Source organism: Oceanobacillus jordanicus (genome assembly GCF_022095695.1).
In the GTDB taxonomy this organism is placed as follows: domain Bacteria; phylum Bacillota; class Bacilli; order Bacillales; family Amphibacillaceae; genus Oceanobacillus_B; species Oceanobacillus_B jordanicus.
In genome coordinates this window covers 11,432-32,635 of record NZ_JAIFZM010000018.1, presented here as the reverse complement: position 1 = coordinate 32,635, position 21,204 = coordinate 11,432, and the positions used below count along the sequence as shown (strand labels likewise).

Genomic DNA, 21,204 nt, shown 5'->3' with positions numbered 1-21,204 from the left:
CCCTATTACGAACGATAAAAATTATTTATATACCAATGTTCGTATTTCGCATTGACTGACATGAATAAAATTGGTAAACTTACAATGGTGATTAAAGAAAACATATAATATAAATATTTGTGGAGGTGCACTATGTCCTCAGTAGTAGTAGTTGGAACACAATGGGGCGATGAAGGGAAAGGAAAAATTACTGACTTTCTATCGCAAAATGCAGAGGTAGTTGCCAGATATCAAGGTGGTAACAACGCTGGACATACAATCAAGTTTGATGACGTTACGTATAAATTACATTTGATTCCATCCGGAATTTTTTTCGATGATAAAATTTGCGTGCTTGGTAATGGGATGGTAATTGATCCAAAAGCATTCGTAGAAGAGGTTGCATATTTACATGAACGCAATGTCTCTACAGATAACCTGCGTATCAGTAACCGCGCACACGTTATCCTACCATATCATTTAAAACTAGATATTTTACAAGAAGAAGAAAAAGGTATAAACAAAATCGGGACAACGAAGAAAGGGATTGGTCCTGCTTACATGGATAAAGCGGCACGTATGGGAATTCGAATTGCCGACTTGATGGACAAGGATGCATTCCGTGAGAAGCTAGAACAAAACCTTAAAGAGAAGAACCGTTTATTTGAAAAAGTATATGAAGTAGATCCAATCCAAGTGGAAGAAATTCTTGAAGAATATTACGAGTATGGACAGCAAATGGCTAAGTACGTTTGTGATACATCCGTAGTGCTTAATGACGCACTTGATGAAGGTCGCAGAGTATTATTTGAAGGTGCACAAGGTGTCATGCTGGATATTGACCAAGGAACCTATCCATTTGTAACCTCCTCCAATCCGATTGCTGGTGGAGTAACAATTGGTTCTGGTGTTGGTCCAACTAAAATTAACCATGTTGTCGGTGTATCCAAAGCCTATACAACGCGTGTTGGTGATGGCCCATTTCCTACAGAGCTACATGACGAAGTTGGTAACCAAATCAGAGAAGTTGGTCGTGAATATGGTACAACAACAGGCAGACCACGTCGTGTTGGCTGGTTCGATAGTGTCGTTGTTCGCCATGCGCGTCGTGTCAGTGGTATCACAGATTTATCGCTAAACTCACTTGATGTCCTGACAGGAATTGAAACATTGAAGATTTGTGTAGCGTATCGTTATAAAGGGGAAGTTATTAACGAGTTCCCTGCAAGTCTTGTGGCACTTGCCGAATGTGAACCAGTCTATGAAGAAATGCCAGGCTGGACTGAAGATATTACGGGTGTTAAAAGCTTACATGAACTACCAGAAAATGCACGTCATTATCTAGAGCGTATCTCCCAACTAACAGAAATTCCGCTTTCTGTGTTCTCTGTTGGGCCTGACCGCAGTCAGACAAATGTTGTACGTAGTGTATATAGCTAAGTAAGGAATCGAGAGAGTCAGCCATGAAGGAAGAAGTACCTTAATAGGGTCCTTCCTTTATGGCTGTCTTTTTGATTTCTTTTTTAAATAAGCACTTTGTGTTTAGAAGAAGGAAATCAACCAGTTCACTAATAGGCGGGTAAAGACATTTGCCCCAAAGTACGGTAGAATAGAAGTAAGTGTTTTAATAAAGATGGTGAGCGGAAGTGTAATTTCGGGATGCTGCCACCAGCCGCCATTGCATTAATACGGCGATGGTTTAAAACCGGACTTTTTGAAAAACCTCAAGTAAGTATGCGAAAAAAAAGGATGTGGCAAAGATGAGTCAAAAGATTTTAGTAGTTGATGATGAACAGCCAATTGCAGATATATTAAAGTTCAACCTTGAAAAGGAAGGCTATGATGTTGTACTTGCACATGATGGCGATGAAGCCATACAAGTAGCAGAAGCGGAAAAGCCTGATCTAATATTATTGGATATTATGCTACCAAATAAAGATGGTAATGAAGTGTGCCGAGAAATCCGCAAAACACAGATGATGCCAATCATTATGCTAACAGCAAAAGACTCCGAGATTGATAAAGTCCTTGGATTGGAACTAGGAGCAGATGATTATGTTACGAAGCCATTTAGTAACAGGGAAGTAATCGCCCGAGTAAAGGCAAATCTGCGAAGACAACAAGCGGTACCTGACGATACAGTGAAAGCAACGAAGGATATTGTGATCGGTAGCCTTGTGATACATCCAGATGCCTATGTTGTATCAAGAGATGGAGAACAAATTGAGCTAACCCATCGCGAATTTGAGCTGCTTCATTATCTGGCCCGCCATATCGGGCAGGTGATGACAAGAGAGCATTTACTGGAGACAGTATGGGGATATGATTATTTTGGTGACGTGCGAACAGTAGATGTTACGGTACGTCGACTTCGTGAAAAAATTGAGGAGAATCCGAGCAATCCGGTCTGGATCGTAACCCGAAGAGGTGTTGGATATTATTTACGCAGTCCCGAGCAGGAGTAATGTGGAATGAATAAAGTTGGTTTCTTTCGTTCGATACAGATAAAGTTCATTATTATCTATATTCTGTTGCTTTTAATAGCGATCCAGGTGATTGGCTCTTTTTTTACAACGGAGTTGGAAAACCAGCTGGTTGAAACGTATAAAGACTCTGTTAATGACCGGGTTAATCTGATCTCTCATAATCTTGAACAGGCATTAAACAGGATGCCGTCCGGAGCCGAGGATGAGGTAACACCTGATGAAGAAGTGCGCGGTATTATTACCGAAGTAGGCTCAGAGGATAATATGAAGCTTCAGGTTATTACCAACCAAAGCAGAATAATGGCAACGAACGATTATCAGAGTCAAAGCGATGTAGGAAAGAAAATATCAAATGAACTTGTTCAGAGTGTACTCACGCAAGGTGGAGCGACTGAAATAAAGGAAATGCAGGATAGAGAGACGAAAGACCAGTTGTACGTGATTGTGAAACCTCTTTATAAAGAGGGGGAGGAAAACGTGACGGTCGGCTGGCTCTATGTTGTAGCGAATATACAAAGGGTTTATGACCAGCTCGATAACATTAACGATATTTTCCTCAAGGGTTCTCTTCTTGCAATTGCGGTATCTGCTTTTATAGGTATTCTAGTAGCCCGAACCATTACCAAACCGATTAAAGAGATGCGTCGTCAGGCACAGTTAATGGCACGGGGAGATTTTACCCAAAAGGTAAATGTTTATGGAAGAGATGAAATTGGGCATCTTGCCGATACATTTAATGATTTGAACAGCAGGTTAAAACATTCCTATGCAACGATTGAAGAGGAACGAAGAAAGCTTAGTTCGGTGCTCTCGAACATGTCCGATGGTGTTATCGCAACAGACAATGCTGGAGCTGTTACGTTAATGAATGATGCAGCAGGCAGGTTAATCGGTCATGACCCAGACGATATTATCGGGGAGCTACTCATTGATGTATTACAGCTTGAAGATAAAATTGTAGATATAACAGAGTTACAGGAAAGTGGCTCGATGATCATTGATTTTAGTAGTGAAGAAGAAGAGTTTCTGGTCAAGGCAAATTTCTCCACAGTTGCGGATGACGAAGAGGAGATAACTGGTTTTATCACCGTTATAAGCGATGTCACCGAACAGGAGAAGGTAGAACAAGAACGTAGGGATTTTGTTTCCAATGTATCACATGAGCTTAGAACACCATTGACGACAATGCGAAGCTATATAGAAGCATTAACCGATGGTGCCTGGAAAGATAAGGAGATTGCGCCTAAGTTCCTTGATGTAGCACAAAATGAAACAGACCGTATGATCCGTATGGTTAATGATCTACTGCAGTTATCTAAAATGGATGCAAAAGAGTATCCACTTCAAAAGGAACGGACGGAATTTGTCAGCTATTTCCATCACATTATTGACCGCTTTGAGATGAATACGCCAGAACATATTACGTTACATCGTGACTTGCCTCGAGGTAAGTATCTTGTTTGGCTTGATAAGGATAAAATGACGCAGGTACTTGATAATATCATTTCTAATGCCATTAAGTATTCGCCTGAAGGTGGAACCATTCAGCTTAAGGTTGAAAACAACCGTCATCACATCCTGGTTAGCATTCAAGATCAGGGGATGGGAATCGCGTATGATAAGCTAGAAAAAATCTTCGAACGTTTTTACAGAGCGGATAAGGCGCGCACAAGAAAACTGGGCGGAACAGGCTTAGGATTAGCTATAGCCAAGGAGCTAGTTGAAGTACACCACGGGAAAATTTGGGCGAAAAGTGTAGAAGGGAAAGGAACGACTATTTTCTTTACACTACCACTTATGAACAAGAAGTGGAGGGGTGAGCGATGAGAATGGAGACGACCAAATCGTTTTTATTAATTATACTAATTGGTGTGAGCTTATTGCTGACCTTTGGCCTATGGACCTACCAGCCCTCAGAAGGCGATGCTTCTTTGGGCGATGAAGATACCGTTAGCGGGGATCTTGGGGGTACAGAGGAAACAATTAAAACCATTGTTGAGCCGCAGTCCCTCGTTTTTCATTCACAAGGGGAACACTACGGCTTTCCCTCCCCTCAGCTGGAGCGAGAATTCTATGAAGAGGTCCAAAGGTGGAAGATGAGTAATTTTCGGGAGAAACAAAGTATAAGTGGGTTGGATCCTGAAATGGAAATGGAATTCTCAGATGCATTGCCTATGACGCTTGCAAACATTCTATTTAATTTAGATCAACCTGCCGAAAACTTGCCAAACTGGTCGTTTAATCGTGTTTTGCTCGATTACGAAGAGAATAGTTCATTATTAGAGGTGACCTTTGTTTCGGTAGATCAACAACGCCAAGCAAGTGCGGTTATTAATGATGCAAGCAGTTTTGAACTATTTCAATCTAAGCTTATCGATAAAGAGGATTTAATACAATATATCCATTTATCAGAAGGAGCAGGTAACGTTTATTTGCCTAGTGAAGTGGAAGATATGAACAACTATTCGCTTTCCATTGTACCTCTTAATGAACAAATGCTGGTTAACTCGTTATTCCGAGATCCAACCATGGTGAGTCGGTCCCTAACTCCATTAGGACAACCCTATTTCAGTGATGCTGTACGAGAATTAAAAGTTGTAGATAATGGTCGGGCTATGAATTTTATTAACCCAAACTCGGCGGAAGGGATACCTGCCCAAAGGCATGAACTGCTTCAAAGTAGTATGGATAGTATTTCCGATCATGGTGGTTGGACAGATGATTACAAGCTGCTTTCGGTAGATAGACGTGCTGGAATCGTTCGTTATCAAATGTTCTATGCAGACTATCCTGTCTTTGATAAGCCGTCGGTAACTACGGAACTTACAAGGATCGAACAGGAATTCAAAAATGGAATCCTTGTAGGTTATCAACGCCCACTGTTTCGAGTAACTTCTGAAATTGGTCCCGATCCAGAGCCTGCAAACCTTGACACAGGAGAAGAGATTTTGACCTATTTACGGAACGATAAAGAAATTTCTTTAGAAAATATTGAAGCTATTCGTCTTGGTTATCAACTTACTTACAATGATAACGATAATGCTAACTTCCTAAGTCTAGAAGCTAAATGGTACATGAACTATAATGGTTCCTGGAAGCCGGTAAGGGAGGAGAACAAGGATGCAATGGAGTCAAATTAAAACCCTATTTATCCTCTGTTTTCTCGTGTTGGATATTTATTTACTTGTACAATTTATCGATAAGCAGGACAGAGCAGCTCAAGAGCAGTATCCAGGTGGAGAAGACCTCACTCTTCAAGAAGAATTGGAGAGAGAGGATATCACCCTCGGAGATATTGATGTAGGTGTAGAGAAAGATTCTTCTATCTCTGTTTTACCAATGGATTATACTGATAAGCAAGTAGGAGAAATTGAAAGCTTGGAAAACCAGGAAGCAGTATTAAACACGGAAGATCTTATCGTTGGCCATATGGATGAGCCAGTACCCATAGCCGAGGACGCAGGCGGTGAGGAAATTAGTAATACAATTAGTAATTTTATATACCAATTCGACAGTTATCAATTTTGGAAATGGGATAAAGACTTGAATGTTCTCCTTTTCTTCCAGGAGAAAGAAAACCAGCCCATCTATTACAACCAAAGCGCCCTTTTACTTGTCTATTTAAATAAAGACAATGAGATGGAGTATTATACCCAATCCATGCTTGGAGTGCCAGAAAGTAAAAATGACAGGGGTAAGCGAATGCTCATCCAGCCAATTCAAGCAATTGGCACGTTGTATAATAATAACGAATTAGTTTCTAAAGACACGGTAGATGTTGATTATGGCTACCATACATGGATTTCGTCTCTTGAGAATGGAAAGCAGGTTTTCGCGCCGACCTATAAGGTATCTGTGAATGATGAGCGGGATTACTTTGTAAACGCCATTGAGGGACAAGTATTTTCCAACTCTGATGAAAGCTTTACGCGGGATATGGTAAGGGAGAATTTAGGTGATATTCAGCTTATCCCACAGGATGTTGACTGGAAAGAGGATTTGATTAACAAACTTAGAACTTTGACACAAAAAGAAACGGAAACAGAAACAAATCGGAGTGAATAACCATGACATTACGTTTTAGTGTGCTTGCATCCGGAAGCACAGGAAATGCGTTTTATATAGAATCCGACAAGGAAAGACTACTTGTGGATGCAGGATTGAGCGGAAAACAGATGGATCATCTTTTTAGTGAGATTAACATCGATCCTTCCACACTTACAGGCATTCTTGTCACACATGAGCATAGCGACCATATTAAAGGGCTTGGCATCATAGCCAGAAAGTACAACCTACCGATTTTTGCTAATGAAAAAACGTGGAATGCGATGGAGCGCAGCATTGGCAAGATTGGATTAGATCAGAAGTTTTACTTTAATATGGAGCAAGTGAAGACGTTTCAGGATTTGGATATAGAATCCTTTGGCGTCTCACACGATGCGGCGGAACCAATGTTTTATACCTTCCATCATGAAGGGAAAAAGGTGGCACTAGTCACAGACCTCGGCTATGTATCTGAACGGATTAAAAAGACCGTAGAGGATGCAGATGCCTATATTTTTGAAGCAAATCATGATGTAGGGATGCTACGAATGGGGCGCTACCCTTGGAATGTAAAAAGGAGAATACTCGGGGACTCAGGCCACGTATCCAATGAGGATTGTGGATTGGCCCTTACCGATATTATAAGTAACCGAACGAAGCGGATATATCTGGCCCATCTAAGTCTTGATAATAATATGAAAGACCTTGCTCGTATGTCAGTAGATAGCGTTTTACAGGAAAGAGGCATTACGCTTGATCTGCATGATACAGACCCTAAAGCACCGACACCTTTATACGAAGTTGTGTAACATTTTTTGTTTATTATATTAGCGATTAAGGAATACTATACTAGAGTGTTTAGACTTATTTCGGATAGAAGGGGATAAAGTTATGGGCTATTATGATCAGAACTACCCACCAAACCCTCATCGCCGCCGGAAAAATAAAGGTTGGCTTGTTCCGGCATTACTTGGTGTCATAATTGGTATTTTATTAGTAGTTGTCGCATTGCCGGCATTGCAAGAGAATAATGTGCTCCCAGGTAATACATCAGAACAGAGCCAACTAGAAAGCTCCAGTATGAATGACGGCAACCAAGGGTCAAGTAACGCAGTAAACGTAGATGTCTCTACCCAGGTTACAGATGTAGTAGAACAAGTAACCCCTGCAGTAGTAGGCGTAATTAATATTCAACAGCAGGGTGACTTTTGGCAACAACAGGAGTCAAATGAAGCTGGAGAAGGATCAGGTGTTATTTACAAAAACGAAGACGGTACCGCCTATGTCGTGACAAACCATCACGTTATCGAAGGTGCAGATAGCGTTGAAGTGGTGCTATATGATGAGACACATTTAGAAGCTGAGATTATAGGCAGTGATGTGTTCTCTGATTTAGCTGTTTTAAGAATGGATGGAGAACAGGTTGAGCAGACAATTGAACTAGGTTCTTCTGCAAATGTAAAAGTAGGTGAGCCTGCCATTGCTATCGGAAACCCGCTCGGACTTATGTTTTCAAGCTCTGTAACCCAAGGTGTTATTAGCGGGACAGAACGTACGATTCCTCAAGATTTCAATCAGGACGGACGTGCAGACTGGCAAGCTGAAGTAATTCAAACAGATGCTGCCATCAATCCTGGTAATAGTGGTGGAGCGTTAATCAATATTAATGGGCAATTGATTGGAATTAACTCCATGAAAATTAACCAGACTGCCGTAGAAGGAATAGGCTTTGCCATTCCAATTGATTCCGCCCTACCAATTGTAGATGAGCTGGAAACAACGGGCGAAGTTACCAGACCATTTTTAGGTGTGGAAATTTATTCGTTGGATGAGGTTCCACAGACTGAATGGAAAGGTACTCTCAATCTGCCTAAAGAAGTCGAGGGTGGTGTCTATGTTTGGAGTGTAGAGCCATTATCTCCCGCAGACCAAGCAGGCTTAAAACGGTTAGATGTCATTACAGAACTGGACGGCAATCCAGTGATGAATATGATCGACCTTCGTAAAATCCTTTATCAGGAAAAAGAAATAGGAGATGAAATCACCGTCACCTATTACCGCGAAGGCGAAAAAAAGGAAACAACCTTAGTATTGGGGACCCAACAGTAACGAGAGAAAAGCTATCCTGCGGCAAATAGAGGATAGCTTTTCCGGTTTATCCACAAAAACAAGAGAGTTATACACAGTTAGTGGATAATTATTTTGCCAAAATCAATATATGGTATAGAAAGAATGTTCGGCAACAAAATAACTACGAACATTTGTGCATATGTGTATAACTTTGTGGATAAGGGTAGGTTTTCCACATGAATAAGACAAGTTATCCACTGCTTTTCAACAGAAAAGCTTCATAAGCTTGTTTATAACTATTCTTAGAGCACTATTTTCCCTCTAACATGCTGCCAAACCAGGAGTAAAAGAATAAGCATGACAATATCGAGTCTCGCCGCAAAGGCAAAGGAGAGCACCCCTTCATTAAAAAGGGTGGGAAGCTTTGAGAAATAAAGTGCACCAAACATGATGAGCAGTAATGGTGGGACAGCAAGATGAATATAGAGCCTCCCCGCAATAAGAATGCCACAACCAAGCTCAACGACTGCTACTAGAAATAGTGTTGCCTCAGGAAAAGGTAATCCCATGCTGGCAAACATCCCTCTAAAATCACCATCCACAAGCTTCATCATTCCTGAAATAATAAAGACAAAGCCAATTGCATAGCAGATCCACGTATACGTTGGCATAGATAATTTCAACTTCATTTAATTCACCCCCAATATTTCTACATCCTATATGTAACTATATGCAAGTAACTGGACAACCTTGCCAAGCAATTAATAAAGTGAAACTTCAATCAGTGGGGGTTTTCGCTCTTCCCCCACTGATTGTTAGTTGAACGAATCGGGGTGTTAGCGTCCGTTTACTCCCACTAAAAACTAACTGTTTCATTTCATGTTTTGAAGTGGGAGTCTTACGGACGGTTGCACCGGGATAAATAAGAAAAGTTGGGAAAATCCCTTTAAAAGCGGTCATGCCTTGTCTCCTTTCCTTGCCAAGCCTTGAAATTAACCTTATAATTTCTTTTAGACTGTAAAAAAGGAAGTGAAGCCATGCTAAAGCGATTTTTCTCTTACTATAAACCGCATCGGCGGTTGTTTATAATTGATTTCGCCTCTGCTTTTTTCGTTGCCATTCTGGAGTTAGCGTTTCCGGTTGCGGTGCAACGATTTATAGATGTATTATTACCAAAGGGAGATTGGAATGTAATTGTAACCGTGAGTATCTTGCTCTTATTGGTATACGTCATTAGTACCCTCATGCAATTTGTAGTGGTTTATTTGGGACATAAGCTCGGTATTAATATTGAAACAGATATGCGTCGTGACCTGTTCCACCACGTGCAAAGGCAATCATTCCGCTTTTTTGATAATACGAAAACAGGGCATATTATGAGTAGAATAACCAATGACCTCTTTGATATCGGTGAACTTGCCCATCATGGACCAGAGGATTTCTTCATTTCCATCATGACCTTTATTGGTGCGTTTCTTATCATGTTCACGATCAATGTGAAGCTAGCCCTCATCATTCTAATTGCTGTGCCAATTCTCATTTTCTTGATTACGTTCAGCAATATTAAAATGAATAAGGCATGGAAGCGAATGTACGAGGAAATCGCTGGAGTAAATGCACGCGTAGAAGATGCCGTCTCAGGTGTGCGTGTTGTGCAATCTTTTACAAACGAAAAGTTTGAAATGGAGCGTTTCTCTAAGGATAATAACAACTTCCGTATTGCCAAAATTGGTGCCTATAAAGTAATGGCATTTGTGCATTCCAATATTTATATGATGATGCGTCTGATTACATTGCTTGTTCTTGTGGTCGGTGCTTGGCTAACCTATCAGGAGGAACTAAAATACGGTGAGCTTGTCAGCTTTGTATTGTTTGTAAATGTGCTGTTTAATCCAATCCAAAAAATCACGGCATTACTGGAACTATATCCAAAAGGAATGGCCGGCTTTAAACGGTTTATGGACCTGATGGATGTTGAGCCGGATGTGGATAACAAGCCAGATGCGAAAAAAGTAGAAGACCTAAAAGGAAATATCGCCTTTAATGACGTTACGTTCGCTTATGAAAAAACACAGCGTCCTGTTTTAAATGAATTGAGTTTTTCCATTAACGCAGGGGAAACCATTGCCTTTGTTGGGCCATCTGGTGCTGGTAAGACCACAATTTGCTCGCTTATTCCACGTTTCTACGATGTGGACCAGGGTGGTGTTACCATTGATGGGTTAGACCTACGTGATATGACGAAGGAGTCGCTACGTGCACAGATTGGTATTGTGCAGCAGGATGTCTTCCTCTTCACAGGTACGTTAAGAGAAAATATCGCTTACGGTAAGCTTGATGCTACAAATGAAGAAATAGAAAAAGCTGCCCGCCAGGCACATATGGAGGAATTTATTAAGGAATTACCTGATGGTTATGAAACACAGGTAGGCGAGCGTGGATTGAAATTATCAGGTGGTCAAAAGCAACGAATTGCGATTGCCCGTATGTTCCTGAAAAACCCGCCAATCCTAATTCTTGATGAAGCAACCTCTGCATTGGATACAGAAACCGAAACCATAATTCAAAAGGCACTAACAGAGCTTGCTAAAGATCGCACCACGTTGGTCATTGCGCATAGACTGGCAACGATCAAAAATGCTGACCGCATTATGGTGGTAACAAAAGAAGGTATTGAAGAAGAAGGAAGTCATGAAGAATTATTAAAACGAGATGGTATTTTCGCCCATTTGCATAAAGTGCAGATGAGGTAAAAAGAAAGGCGTTTAAGCTAAAGAGCTTAGACGCCTTTTTTGGTACGTAGTTTGTAAAAAATGGCGATAAGTGAACTAGCATACGCGCAACGTTTCACATGAAACATCTTCATCTGTCTTACTTGTTTGGCATTGTATGGTAACCAGAGGAAAAGGGTTGGTTAGACAAAATTTCCAATAACTGTTGTGCCATATGCTCTGGTGTATACTTAAACCCACCTTTTACCCATTCAAAGATCATACCAAATAAAGCATGCGATTGGTAACTTGCTTGTAAATCCACATCAATGGTGCCCGTGTTAGGGATAAACTTTAAATCTTGTATAGAAAGCTTTTTTAACACCTCACAGAGTCTATTCTGAAAACCAGGTAAGACACTTGGATGCAACATAATAACACGGTAAAAATCAGCATTTGCAGCCACATGTTCAAAGAGCTTTATTTTAGAAGCTGAAAGATCTTTTATGGTAAATCTCTCCTTATTTAAATAAGGATGGCGGTAAGCTTGTATAAGACTCTTTATCACATCTTGTATAGTTGCTTCCAGTAACTCTTCTTTAACCTCATAATGCTTATAAAATGTACCACGATTAACATCTGCTTTTTTCACAATTTCTGTTACGGTAATATGCGGAAGATCTTTTTCTTCCATCAACTTTATTAAGGCTGACTTTAAGGCTTTTTGAGTTTTATCGATGCGCCGATCATGTTGGGTCATTTACACTTTACCACCCTTCTGTTCATTATCCTCTTTCGATTGAACAAATCCTTTATAATTGTTGATTTATCAACATTTCAGTGGTCTTTTGCTTATTGCTACCTTAAGTATAGTACATTATACTTAGCGTATTCAAATGTATATTTTAAGGCATTTCCTAGATTTAAATTTTAAATTAAGGGAGAGATAGAAATGAGACTAGAAGGAAAAGTAGCAATTGTAACTGGTGCAGCTTCCGGGATGGGACAGGCTATTGCCAACCGGTATGCAGAAGAAGGAGCAAAAGTGGTTGTATCTGATATTAACCTAGAGGGCGCAGAGACTGTAGCCGAAGAGATCAAGGATAAAGGCGGAACAGCTAAAGCTATCAAGACAAACGTGGCAGATAGAGTAGATATTGACCATTTAATTGATTCAACAGTTAAGGAATTTGGCTCATTGGATATTCTCGTTAATAATGCTGGAATCATGGATAGCATGGAGCCAGCAGGCGATATTGAGGATGACAAATGGGAGCGTGTATTTGCTATTAATACTACCGCTGTTATGCGCGCAACACGTAAAGCATTGCCTATTTTCCTTGAGAAAGGGAAAGGGGTAATTATTAATACAGCATCAACTGGTGGATTAAATGGTGCACATGCTGGTGCGACATACACGGCTTCCAAACATGCTGTGATCGGTTTCACAAAAAACACTGGCTACATGTACGCGGAAAAAGGAATTCGTTGTAATGCCATTGCTCCAGGCGGTGTAGCAACAAATATAGCAGCAAGCATGAAAAACTTAAATGAATTCGGTGCATCGAGAGCAGGAAAATCCCAAGCTGTTATGCCACGTGCTGGAAAATCAGAAGAGATAGCAAACGTTGCATTATTCCTAGCATCTGATGAAGCAAGCTTTGTAAATGGCACCGTGATAACTGCAGACGCTGGTTGGACAGCAGCGTTTTAAGGTCCTTAGAAGGACTTACACCATTAAGCACTATCGACGTGGAAACTCCGCTAAGAACTGTAGCGGAGTTTTTGAATTCTCTCTTTTTTCCACATTAATATCCCCCACTTCTTTAACTCATTAATTTATTTTCTTACAGAGATAAATCATGTTCGAAGCATTAGAGGTCAAAGGCGTTTCATTCCAGTCTTGGTATACCCCTTCAATGGTAAAGCCGTGCTTTTCAAGTAGTCGTTCCATCTCTAACGGAAAGACGAAGCGTAGATCAATTATAGAGCGTTTCTCATCTTGTAGTTTCCCATTCGCATCAAAAAATCTTCTTATGGTGATATTATGTTGGACTTGATTGAGTGCATCGTATTCACTGATGTAGGAGACGTGGACAGAAAGCGTTCCATCTTTATAAGAAAACCCTGGATCTTCACAATTCGTGGAGACTAGTTCCTCTTCACTTGGAAAACGAGTGTTAAAAAGAAAGCGACCTCCCTTAACAAGATGTCGCTGAATGGAATCCAACATCTTGTTCTGCGCTTCATTGGTAAGGAAATGTTGAAAGGAATTTCCAACCATGAAAATAAAGTCACTTTTTAAACCAAGCTCCAGTTTTGTGCAATCCTGTTCAATAAAGCCTATATCAAGCTTTTCAGCCACTGCCTTCTCTCTTGCTCGTCTTAGCATATCGCGATGTAAATCCACTCCTACTATGCTGTGTCCTGTTTTTGCTAAGGGGATGGTCGCCCTTCCTGTACCACAGGCTAAATCCACAATTGGACCTGTAGCCTTGTCTGCCCATTTTGTTAAATAGGTAATATCCTCCTTATAGGCAACGTGTTCCTTATCATATTGAATGGGATCCTGATATTCCTCTAAATTTTCTATTGTCATCAGTGTTCTCCTAATTTTAAATTTTCTGTTTAATGGGATGGTTAAAGTTTATCATTATAAGCTGTACAAGTATTCTAAAATCGTTGCAGATTGAGGAAAAAATTCTATTGGAGGAAGAAGGAAACTCCGGATTAAAAGAGAAAAGATAACCGCATTATATAACGGGTTATCTTTTGATAAAGTGAAACTTCAATCAGTGGGGTTTTCCATTCTTCCCCCACTGATTGTTAGTTGAATCGGGTTGTTAGCGTCCGTTTACTCCCACTTAAACATCTCCGTTTTACTTTATGTTTTGAAGTGGGAGTCTTACGGACGGTTGCACTGCGATAAATAAACTTAAGATTACGTCTTTACACGAGGTCGTTATCTCTTTCATGGGAAAGCATGCCTCTCATCCGAATTACTTTACCGTCAAATTCTGTTTTTATAGGATCCATACCAATTTTGCGGTAAAAGTTTACGGCAGCAGTATTCGAGGGAGAAACTCTTAGTTCATAGCTAGCCACTTTGTATTGAAGAAAAAACTGTTTTGCATATTGGTACAATTCCAAGCCCTTTCCTTGACCGCGTTTTTCAGGCACAAGGTAAAATAAATGGATATACCCAATGGACTCCCCACTGTATTCTTTAATGGATAATTCAAGTTGTCCAATATAATCATCATTTTCACAGACCAACATAAACCCAGCGGGGAATGCATGCTTCTTTTCTTCTAACCAACGCAAGTAATCCTCTTCGTCACCAAAGCCTGAAGTATTACCAAAGCTAACTCTAAAGGAGTCTTTACGAAATGCAATGACTTTAGCTTGGTGCTTCATTACATCAATTGCCTCGAATGTTAGCATGTCATCCCTCTTTAAAATTTGATTTAAAGATCACTTCACAAGATCTGCTGCGTTACCTTAAAGTTCTTCACTTAAATGCTCGACCTGATTGTAGTTCAGCACTTCCCACTTCTCTTGTTTATAGTGGATGTTATTAATACAAGCGTTCATTAGCCTTGTTTTCCCGGCACCGATTTCTCCACCAGAGACAGTTGCTAAAATAGCATTTATTACCGCACCGTGGGCAACAATAAGAACGCGCTTATCGGGATACTTCTTCAGAACATCATCCACTCCGCTCATCACACGTTTGATGAAGTCTTCTGGTTCTTCACGATTTGGATAGGCTTTATCAGGATATTGAGTCGTTCTTTCCTCCATTGTCAGTCCTTCCGCGTCACCAAAAGAGCATTCTGCAAAATTGCTCATTTCTTCGTATGGGAGCTGTAGAGAAGCATTAATAATTTCAGCTGTGCGTTTGGCCCGTTTCATGGGGCTTGCTACCATAACATCATAATCCTCTGCATTAAGATAGGCTGCGCTTTTTTCAGCCTGACGAATCCCTGTTTCGTTTAGTGGGATATCTGTACTCCCTTGTAGCTTTCCTTTTAAATTCCAGTCTGTTTCACCATGTCGTATAAGGCAAATTGTCGTCATTACCATAACCCCCTGTTTATTGCATTATGTATATTAATAAAATAATAACAGATTTCCCTCTATCTGCGGGCTGTCAGCTGAATAAATCTGTCCCAATGTCACAACCTAGATCTAAAAGGAGTGTGCGACATGCAAAATTTACTTATAGCAATCAGCCTAGGTCTATCCACCTTTATCGGACAAGCTTTACCAACAGCGGATATGGAACCTCAACAAGAAGAAGAGCAAATCCCTTCCTATGCTAAGTGGGGAAAGCTTGCCATGAAAGAAACGAAAGCCAAATACCCTCAAGCAGACATTATCGATTATCTACATGAAGGCAGCAAAGAAAATGCCAACTCTGAGGTAGAGATTTTTAAATTATGGTTAAAGCAAGATCAAAAAGAATTCGGTGTCTATGTGAATATTGAATTTCATCCAGAAACGGAAGAAGTTATCTCCGTTACATTTAAAGAAACAGATCGATAGCAGCAGGTGTCGCGTGAGAGCGCTGCAGAGACGCGTGTGAACAATGTATAGACGCATGAGGCCACCACAAAGTCTCGTATGAGCAAGGCAAAGTCGCTTGTGCTCTTCACAAAGTCGCGTGCTAACTCCAGCCCAGAGCACCACCCAAAGGAAGAGCCACATTCGTCCTCTTCCTTTTTCTTCAATCGACAATAATTGCCCCGCTGGTAGATGAAGAATAAGTTAGCTCCAAATATACATAAGCCAAAAGCCACAATCCGCCCTTCACCTTGCTCCCATTTGTAGGGAATTTCGCTTGAATTGTATGCTTATCTCCCCCTTTTCATTGAATCAGCTGCTTTGCGAAATTTGTTATTGGGCATTTCTATTTATTTTTCAATTCTATTAAACTAGCAATTTCATCTAAATGAATCCTATGTATGAGTAAAAGTGTTTTGCCTATGCTTATTGTAAAATATATCCATGCTGAATACCTATAAGCTTTAGAATGGTCACTAGTACTTCCTGTTCATTTTTGTAAAAGCATAAAATCGCCAACAGGCTTCGACACATCTAGTAGATGGGCGTACCTATAATAGAGTTACAAGAATAGCAGGCAGGCATCAAGGTGATTCCAAGAAATAATGGAGGTGAAGGATCACTGTAAGCGGTCATGCAGGGATACGGTAGACAAAAAATGAAGGGGAGGAACGGGTATGAAGCTGAAAAAGCAGTTGAGTTTGGCACTAGCATCAAGTGTATTAGGGGTGGCACTGATTAGTGGAGGCACCTATGCCTATTTTAGTGATCAGGAGGTGTCGAGTAATTCTTTTGCTGCAGGCACCTTGGATTTATCCATGAATGAAACGGCGTTAATAGAATTGGAGAATCTTAAGCCTGGTGATACGATGATGCGAGAATTCAACTTAGCAAATGATGGAAGCTTAAAGATTGAAAATGTCTTTTTAGAAACCGCCTACTCTGTAAATGACATAGAGAACAACAATGCAGAGGATTATGGCAAGCATATCAAAGTTAATTTCCTTTGGAATTGGGATCAGGAGAGTGAGCCTGTGTTTGAAACAACCTTGTATGATTTACAGCAAATGGATCCAGATGTCGTGAAGCGGGATATATGGGACCCATTGTGGGAGCAAAAAGGTGGGTTGGATTCAGAGGAATCGCATGATTTCTGGGTTGAATTTGAATTTGTTGATAATGACGCTGACCAGAACATGTACCAGGGTGACGCACTCTCATTGGAATGGACCTTTAACGCGACACAGGGAGATGGAGAGGAAAAATAACAAATAAATCCAAAGGAAGGGATGAGGGGAATGAAATTACGCCAAAAAATTGGCTTTTCCACCATAGTACTGTCGCTATCAATAGGGATTGTTACACATGGAACAACTGTTTCTGCAGAGGAGGCCAACATAAAATTAAACGACACCTACAATACACCATCTTATATTGTGGAAAAGTGGGATGCACCAGGGGGAATGACCAAGCAGGAAATTGTCCGAGCTTACTTTTCCCAGAATAAAGGAGACTTCCAACTTCAAGGTAATAAAGATGTAGACTTTGAAATTGTAGAGGAATTAAAGGATGACCAAACAGATAACTCCCATTTTAAAGTCCAGCAAACGTACAAAGGGATTCCTATTTATGGAGCAGATCAAACTGTAAAGTTAGATGAAAATAATAATGTAACCGCATACTTTGGAGAGGTGATTCCGGAACTTGATAAGAAAAAGATAAACATGCAAGCGAACCTATCAAAATCTGATGCGATTAAGCTTGCAAAAAAGGAAATTGAGAAAAAGATTGGCAAAGTGAAAGACTATGACGGGCCACTTGAGGTAGAACCTTATATTTATGAATATGAGGATGCCTATTATTATACGTATCTCGTAACAGCATCGACCACCGAGCCTGCAGTAGGATTTTGGCATTATTTTATCGATGCAACGAATGGAAAAGTTGTTGACTCCTATAATACTGCACATGATGTAACAGCCTTTGGCACAGGGGTTTTTGGAGATAGGAAAATGTTTGAGGCACAAGCCTTTGAAGGAAAGTTTCGTCTGTTTGATGTGACAAGAGGAGATGGTGTGGTCACATATGACAATACAACAGGAACAAACTTGGATGTGTTCAGCCTAAATAAAATGTTTAAAGATGGGTCCGCAGTAGACGCGCATGCCAATGCACAAATTACGTATGATTACTACCAGGACACATTTGGGAGAGATTCTGTTGATGATAACGGGCAAGTTCTCATTTCAGCTGTCCATGTGGGTAATAATTGGAATAACGCCTCCTGGAATGGTAGACAAATGTCATATGGCGATGGGGATGGCCTCAGGTTCCACCCACTTGCTGCAGGGCTTGATGTAGCAGCACACGAGATGAGCCACGGCGTTGTCCAACATACTGCTAATTTAATTTATCGAGGTGAATCAGGAGCACTAAATGAGTCCTTTGCTGATATTTTTGGAGCAATGGTGGACCGAGATGACTGGCTTATTGGAGAAAATATTATGGCAGACGGCACGCTTGCCCTAAGATCGATGGAGGACCCGACTGACCTTATCGAACGGAGAACGGAAGCACCGTATCCAGATCACTGGAGCAAAAGATATACGGGTACACTTGATAATGGTGGGGTTCATATTAATTCGAGTATCAATAACAAGGCAGCCTACCTTATTTCTGAGGGTGGAGACCACTTTGATGTAGCGGTAAATGGTATTGGTAGAGATAAAACCGAGCAAATCTACTACCGGGCGCTATCACTCTATTTAACTCGCAGCTCTGACTTCAGCATGATGCGAGAAGCGGCAATACAGGCAGCTGGCGACCTTTATGGTAGCGACTCGGATGCAGTGGCAGCAGTTGAGCAGGCGTATAGTGCAGTAGGCGTTTACTAATAAAATGGCAATTCCAGCTATATAGAGAATATAGCTGGAATTGTTGTTGGTTGGTCCATTAAATAAGGAGGGGTTATGCATGAAGTTGGCAAAGTCGCTCGTATTGGCCGTTCTTATCATGATGCTTTTATCAACCACGGCACAAGCTGCATCGGAAGGGTTACCAGCCTTTCCTAGTCCGATAGATTCTCAGAATTGGACGCTGCCAGAAGATATGACGTGGGAAGACTATGAACCGGTTCCTGGGATAGATTGGCGGAATTCGGAGGTGGAGCCGGAAAGAGTGCTGAAGGGAGCCCTCATCGTTGTTGATTTTCAAGATCGCGATTTTATCATAAGTCAGGAGGAGGGCTCTATGGAAGCTGGGAATCCGGTTGGGAATGGAAATATCCCTAGAGAGGATGTTGGGGAATATTGGGTAGACTTTCTCAATAAACCACAGCCACTGAATAATTATCGTACGATCAATGAATACTGGAGGGAAAATTCTTATGGAAAGTGGGCAGTAGAGCTGGAAGCTTTTGGCCCTTACCGAATGGATGGAAATGAGTTCCAGTATGGGTTAAATGAATTCGGACAGCAGGAAAATATGCCACCGGGTTATGAAGCAAAAAGTCTCCGTCCAGAGGCGATGAGCAAAGCAGAGGTAGATATGGAAGCATCTGGGGAGGAATTTGATTTTACTTTTATTTTGCACGCAGGATACGATGAATCAGGCATATGGCAAGAATTTGGTGAAATGATGTTTTTAAATGAAGAGGCAGTGACAGACGAATTCGGCCCACCTTTAGACTACGATATGCCAAATTGGGCACTGACAAGGTATGTGGACTGGACTTCGTGGGTCGCGGGAAAAAGTATTTGGTCTAGTGCCGATATTCGGAATGGCATATCTGTTCAAGGGGAAAATGACGGTATGGGCACGTTCGCTCATGAATTCGGTCATATTATGAATCTGCTGGATAATTATAATAATCCGTATGCCAATCCGGTTTCTCGTACGTATTCTGGTCCATGGGAATTAATGAGCAGGGGGAGTTTCAACGGGCCAGGAGGGCCGCATACACGTTGGATGGTCATGCCAACACTAGGCGGTTCAGCACCGTCTCATCATATGCTTCGAAATAAGATCAAACAAGGATTTCTATCAGAAGAGGATTATCTAAATGTCGATCGAGATGCCCTGGCAGAGACTGGGCCGGTATTCGCTGATATTCTCGCACGTGCTGTACCAGAAGAAAGTACAAGTGACGAGTCCGCAATACATGGCATTAATATTATGATGGAGGACCTTACACCGGCCAATTCCCTGGAAGATGATTGGCGGGCTGATATGCAACGCGGAGAGAAATGGTATGACAATTACACTGTGGAAGTAGTCGACCGTGTTGGAATGGATTCATTTACACCAGATTCTGGTGTACTGCTGGCGAAGACGAAGGATAGTGAATCTGCACCAAATATTTGGGTGATTGATTCCCATGAGGAAGACATTAATCAAAAGGATTTTACCAGACCTGATGGGACAGATGCAATGTATTCGAAGGGTGATTATCGTCAACTATCGGATGCCTTGTTTAAAGCAGGAACAGGAAATGATGTCGTTAGTGAATATGTAGATGAATATAACAGACTACACTTCTATATTCTTAATCATAATCGGGATACAGAAGACCCATTATCGTATAGGGTCGCGGTAAGACATCTGGATGGTGGGGGTGACTTTGCTCGCGGAGTCAGAACGGAAAGTGGCGAGCAAGAACAAGCGATCCCGGGAAAAGTAGCCAAACATTATTTCCAGGTTACCAATACAGGCGAAGCAACGGACCTTTTCCGTTTGCGAGCAGATATAGATGGCGGCTGGGAAACAATGCTGGAACAAGAAGTAATTGAAGTAGAATCAGGAGAAACGGTAAAGGTGCCAGTATATGTTGAAGTACCGGAAAATAAGAAGGAGGCTGTAGCACTGAGCTTTACAGCAACATCGGAAACGGACACGAGTCAGGTCGAACAGGATGTGACGCTTCTATTGAGTAATCTCACCGCTACAGGATTAAAAGAACTTCTTAACCGCTATGAAGTATTAGAGGATATCTCCAATGAGGAGACTTTGCGAGCATTACAAACCCATTTAACTGTTGTAGAGCGATTCGAGAAAAAGGAGGAACCTGAAAAAGTCATCAAACATATGGAAGGCTTTATACAGCTTGTCACCCATCAACGTGATCAGGGGAATATCACCGAGATATCTGCAGGCGCACTACTGGATTATAGTGATTACATGATCGATTTGTGGCAGTAAAAATAGTGGTTGATCTGGGGTAGAGGTAGCCTGCCCCAGATCTTTTTTTATACTTCTGAAAGTCGTGTAGAGATAGAACCCGTCTTTCTCTCTTCCTCTCTTTCTCAAAAAAAAGCCACCTATATCAGATGGCAATAAGCATGGTTATTTCT

18 protein-coding genes are annotated in these 21,204 nt (G+C 41.1%); 13 read left to right on the top strand and 5 right to left on the bottom strand.

The features are described from left to right. The first annotated feature begins 132 nt into the window (after window positions 1-132). The 7 genes from K3T81_RS16745 to K3T81_RS16715 all read left to right on the top strand — a co-directional run bounded on the left by K3T81_RS16745 (window position 133) and on the right by K3T81_RS16715 (window position 8,618). Window positions 133-1,419: an adenylosuccinate synthase gene (locus tag K3T81_RS16745; protein WP_238021117.1), complete on the top strand. Its 1,287-nt coding sequence runs from the start codon at window positions 133-135 to the stop codon at window positions 1,417-1,419. Between the two features lie 320 nt (window positions 1,420-1,739). Then, window positions 1,740-2,444 carry a response regulator YycF gene (gene yycF / locus K3T81_RS16740; protein ID WP_106898416.1) on the top strand — a complete coding sequence of 235 codons (705 nt, stop codon included), beginning with the start codon at window positions 1,740-1,742 and terminating at the stop codon, window positions 2,442-2,444. 6 nt (window positions 2,445-2,450) lie between these two features. Further along, window positions 2,451-4,292 (top strand): cell wall metabolism sensor histidine kinase WalK, encoded by a 1,842-nt coding sequence (gene walK / locus K3T81_RS16735; protein WP_238021116.1) that lies wholly within the window; start codon window positions 2,451-2,453, stop codon window positions 4,290-4,292. Then, window positions 4,289-5,605 carry a YycH family regulatory protein gene (locus K3T81_RS16730; protein WP_238021115.1) on the top strand — a complete coding sequence of 439 codons (1,317 nt, stop codon included), beginning with the start codon at window positions 4,289-4,291 and terminating at the stop codon, window positions 5,603-5,605. The genes walK and K3T81_RS16730 overlap by 4 nt, the downstream gene beginning before the upstream one ends. Next, window positions 5,586-6,530: a two-component system regulatory protein YycI gene (locus K3T81_RS16725; RefSeq protein ID WP_238021114.1), complete on the top strand. Its 945-nt coding sequence runs from the start codon at window positions 5,586-5,588 to the stop codon at window positions 6,528-6,530. The genes K3T81_RS16730 and K3T81_RS16725 overlap by 20 nt, the downstream gene beginning before the upstream one ends. A gap of 2 nt (window positions 6,531-6,532) precedes the next feature. Beyond that, window positions 6,533-7,318, top strand: coding sequence for an MBL fold metallo-hydrolase (locus K3T81_RS16720; protein WP_238021113.1), 786 nt, complete (start codon window positions 6,533-6,535; stop codon window positions 7,316-7,318). An 82-nt stretch (window positions 7,319-7,400) separates the two neighbouring features. After that, window positions 7,401-8,618, top strand: a complete 1,218-nt coding sequence (locus K3T81_RS16715; protein ID WP_238021112.1) for a S1C family serine protease — start codon at window positions 7,401-7,403, stop codon at window positions 8,616-8,618. A 263-nt stretch (window positions 8,619-8,881) separates the two neighbouring features. Here the strand turns inward: K3T81_RS16715 and K3T81_RS16710 are convergent, their stop codons facing one another. Beyond that, on the bottom strand, window positions 8,882-9,268 hold the full coding sequence (locus K3T81_RS16710; protein WP_238021111.1) for a DoxX family protein: 387 nt from the start codon (window positions 9,266-9,268) through the stop codon (window positions 8,882-8,884). 348 nt (window positions 9,269-9,616) lie between these two features. On the opposite strand from K3T81_RS16710, the gene K3T81_RS16705 reads away from it, so the two are divergent. Continuing rightward, window positions 9,617-11,332: an ABC transporter ATP-binding protein gene (locus tag K3T81_RS16705; RefSeq protein WP_238021110.1), complete on the top strand. Its 1,716-nt coding sequence runs from the start codon at window positions 9,617-9,619 to the stop codon at window positions 11,330-11,332. Between the two features lie 118 nt (window positions 11,333-11,450). Here the strand turns inward: K3T81_RS16705 and K3T81_RS16700 are convergent, their stop codons facing one another. Beyond that, on the bottom strand, window positions 11,451-12,050 hold the full coding sequence (locus K3T81_RS16700) for a TetR/AcrR family transcriptional regulator (protein WP_238021109.1): 600 nt from the start codon (window positions 12,048-12,050) through the stop codon (window positions 11,451-11,453). A 192-nt stretch (window positions 12,051-12,242) separates the two neighbouring features. Between K3T81_RS16700 and K3T81_RS16695 the strand changes: the two genes are divergently transcribed. Next, window positions 12,243-13,004: an SDR family oxidoreductase gene (locus K3T81_RS16695; RefSeq protein ID WP_238021108.1), complete on the top strand. Its 762-nt coding sequence runs from the start codon at window positions 12,243-12,245 to the stop codon at window positions 13,002-13,004. 120 nt (window positions 13,005-13,124) lie between these two features. Here the strand turns inward: K3T81_RS16695 and K3T81_RS16690 are convergent, their stop codons facing one another. The 3 genes from K3T81_RS16690 to K3T81_RS16680 form a co-directional block, all read right to left on the bottom strand. Continuing rightward, window positions 13,125-13,889, bottom strand: coding sequence for a class I SAM-dependent methyltransferase (locus K3T81_RS16690; RefSeq protein WP_238021107.1), 765 nt, complete (start codon window positions 13,887-13,889; stop codon window positions 13,125-13,127). A 350-nt stretch (window positions 13,890-14,239) separates the two neighbouring features. Next, window positions 14,240-14,734, bottom strand: a complete 495-nt coding sequence (locus K3T81_RS16685; RefSeq protein WP_238021106.1) for a GNAT family N-acetyltransferase — start codon at window positions 14,732-14,734, stop codon at window positions 14,240-14,242. A gap of 57 nt (window positions 14,735-14,791) precedes the next feature. Next, on the bottom strand, window positions 14,792-15,370 hold the full coding sequence (locus K3T81_RS16680) for a histidine phosphatase family protein (protein ID WP_106898404.1): 579 nt from the start codon (window positions 15,368-15,370) through the stop codon (window positions 14,792-14,794). Window positions 15,371-15,499: 129 nt separating this feature from the next. On the opposite strand from K3T81_RS16680, the gene K3T81_RS16675 reads away from it, so the two are divergent. The 4 genes from K3T81_RS16675 to K3T81_RS16660 all read left to right on the top strand — a co-directional run bounded on the left by K3T81_RS16675 (window position 15,500) and on the right by K3T81_RS16660 (window position 21,052). Then, window positions 15,500-15,838, top strand: a complete 339-nt coding sequence (locus K3T81_RS16675) for a DUF3889 domain-containing protein (RefSeq protein WP_238021105.1) — start codon at window positions 15,500-15,502, stop codon at window positions 15,836-15,838. A gap of 695 nt (window positions 15,839-16,533) precedes the next feature. Beyond that, the gene (locus K3T81_RS16670) at window positions 16,534-17,124 is read left to right on the top strand and encodes a CalY family protein (protein WP_161463977.1); all 591 of its coding nucleotides are present in this window, start codon (window positions 16,534-16,536) and stop codon (window positions 17,122-17,124) included. A gap of 30 nt (window positions 17,125-17,154) precedes the next feature. Beyond that, window positions 17,155-18,750, top strand: a complete 1,596-nt coding sequence (locus K3T81_RS16665) for a M4 family metallopeptidase (protein WP_238021104.1) — start codon at window positions 17,155-17,157, stop codon at window positions 18,748-18,750. A 79-nt stretch (window positions 18,751-18,829) separates the two neighbouring features. After that, window positions 18,830-21,052, top strand: coding sequence for a M6 family metalloprotease domain-containing protein (locus K3T81_RS16660; RefSeq protein ID WP_238021103.1), 2,223 nt, complete (start codon window positions 18,830-18,832; stop codon window positions 21,050-21,052). The last annotated feature ends 152 nt before the right edge of the window (window positions 21,053-21,204 follow it).

Coding starts and splice junctions, on each gene's coding strand:
- K3T81_RS16700 (WP_238021109.1), bottom strand. CDS start 12,050: ATGACCCAACATGATCGGCGCATCGATAAAACTCAAAAAGCCTTAAAG.
- walK (WP_238021116.1), top strand. CDS start 2,451: ATGAATAAAGTTGGTTTCTTTCGTTCGATACAGATAAAGTTCATTATT.
- K3T81_RS16705 (WP_238021110.1), top strand. CDS start 9,617: ATGCTAAAGCGATTTTTCTCTTACTATAAACCGCATCGGCGGTTGTTT.
- K3T81_RS16665 (WP_238021104.1), top strand. CDS start 17,155: ATGAAATTACGCCAAAAAATTGGCTTTTCCACCATAGTACTGTCGCTA.
- K3T81_RS16680 (WP_106898404.1), bottom strand. CDS start 15,370: ATGACGACAATTTGCCTTATACGACATGGTGAAACAGACTGGAATTTA.
- K3T81_RS16690 (WP_238021107.1), bottom strand. CDS start 13,889: ATGACAATAGAAAATTTAGAGGAATATCAGGATCCCATTCAATATGAT.
- K3T81_RS16695 (WP_238021108.1), top strand. CDS start 12,243: ATGAGACTAGAAGGAAAAGTAGCAATTGTAACTGGTGCAGCTTCCGGG.
- yycF (WP_106898416.1), top strand. CDS start 1,740: ATGAGTCAAAAGATTTTAGTAGTTGATGATGAACAGCCAATTGCAGAT.
- K3T81_RS16745 (WP_238021117.1), top strand. CDS start 133: ATGTCCTCAGTAGTAGTAGTTGGAACACAATGGGGCGATGAAGGGAAA.
- K3T81_RS16670 (WP_161463977.1), top strand. CDS start 16,534: ATGAAGCTGAAAAAGCAGTTGAGTTTGGCACTAGCATCAAGTGTATTA.
- K3T81_RS16715 (WP_238021112.1), top strand. CDS start 7,401: ATGGGCTATTATGATCAGAACTACCCACCAAACCCTCATCGCCGCCGG.
- K3T81_RS16720 (WP_238021113.1), top strand. CDS start 6,533: ATGACATTACGTTTTAGTGTGCTTGCATCCGGAAGCACAGGAAATGCG.
- K3T81_RS16675 (WP_238021105.1), top strand. CDS start 15,500: ATGCAAAATTTACTTATAGCAATCAGCCTAGGTCTATCCACCTTTATC.
- K3T81_RS16685 (WP_238021106.1), bottom strand. CDS start 14,734: ATGCTAACATTCGAGGCAATTGATGTAATGAAGCACCAAGCTAAAGTC.
- K3T81_RS16725 (WP_238021114.1), top strand. CDS start 5,586: ATGCAATGGAGTCAAATTAAAACCCTATTTATCCTCTGTTTTCTCGTG.
- K3T81_RS16710 (WP_238021111.1), bottom strand. CDS start 9,268: ATGAAGTTGAAATTATCTATGCCAACGTATACGTGGATCTGCTATGCA.
- K3T81_RS16660 (WP_238021103.1), top strand. CDS start 18,830: ATGAAGTTGGCAAAGTCGCTCGTATTGGCCGTTCTTATCATGATGCTT.
- K3T81_RS16730 (WP_238021115.1), top strand. CDS start 4,289: ATGAGAATGGAGACGACCAAATCGTTTTTATTAATTATACTAATTGGT.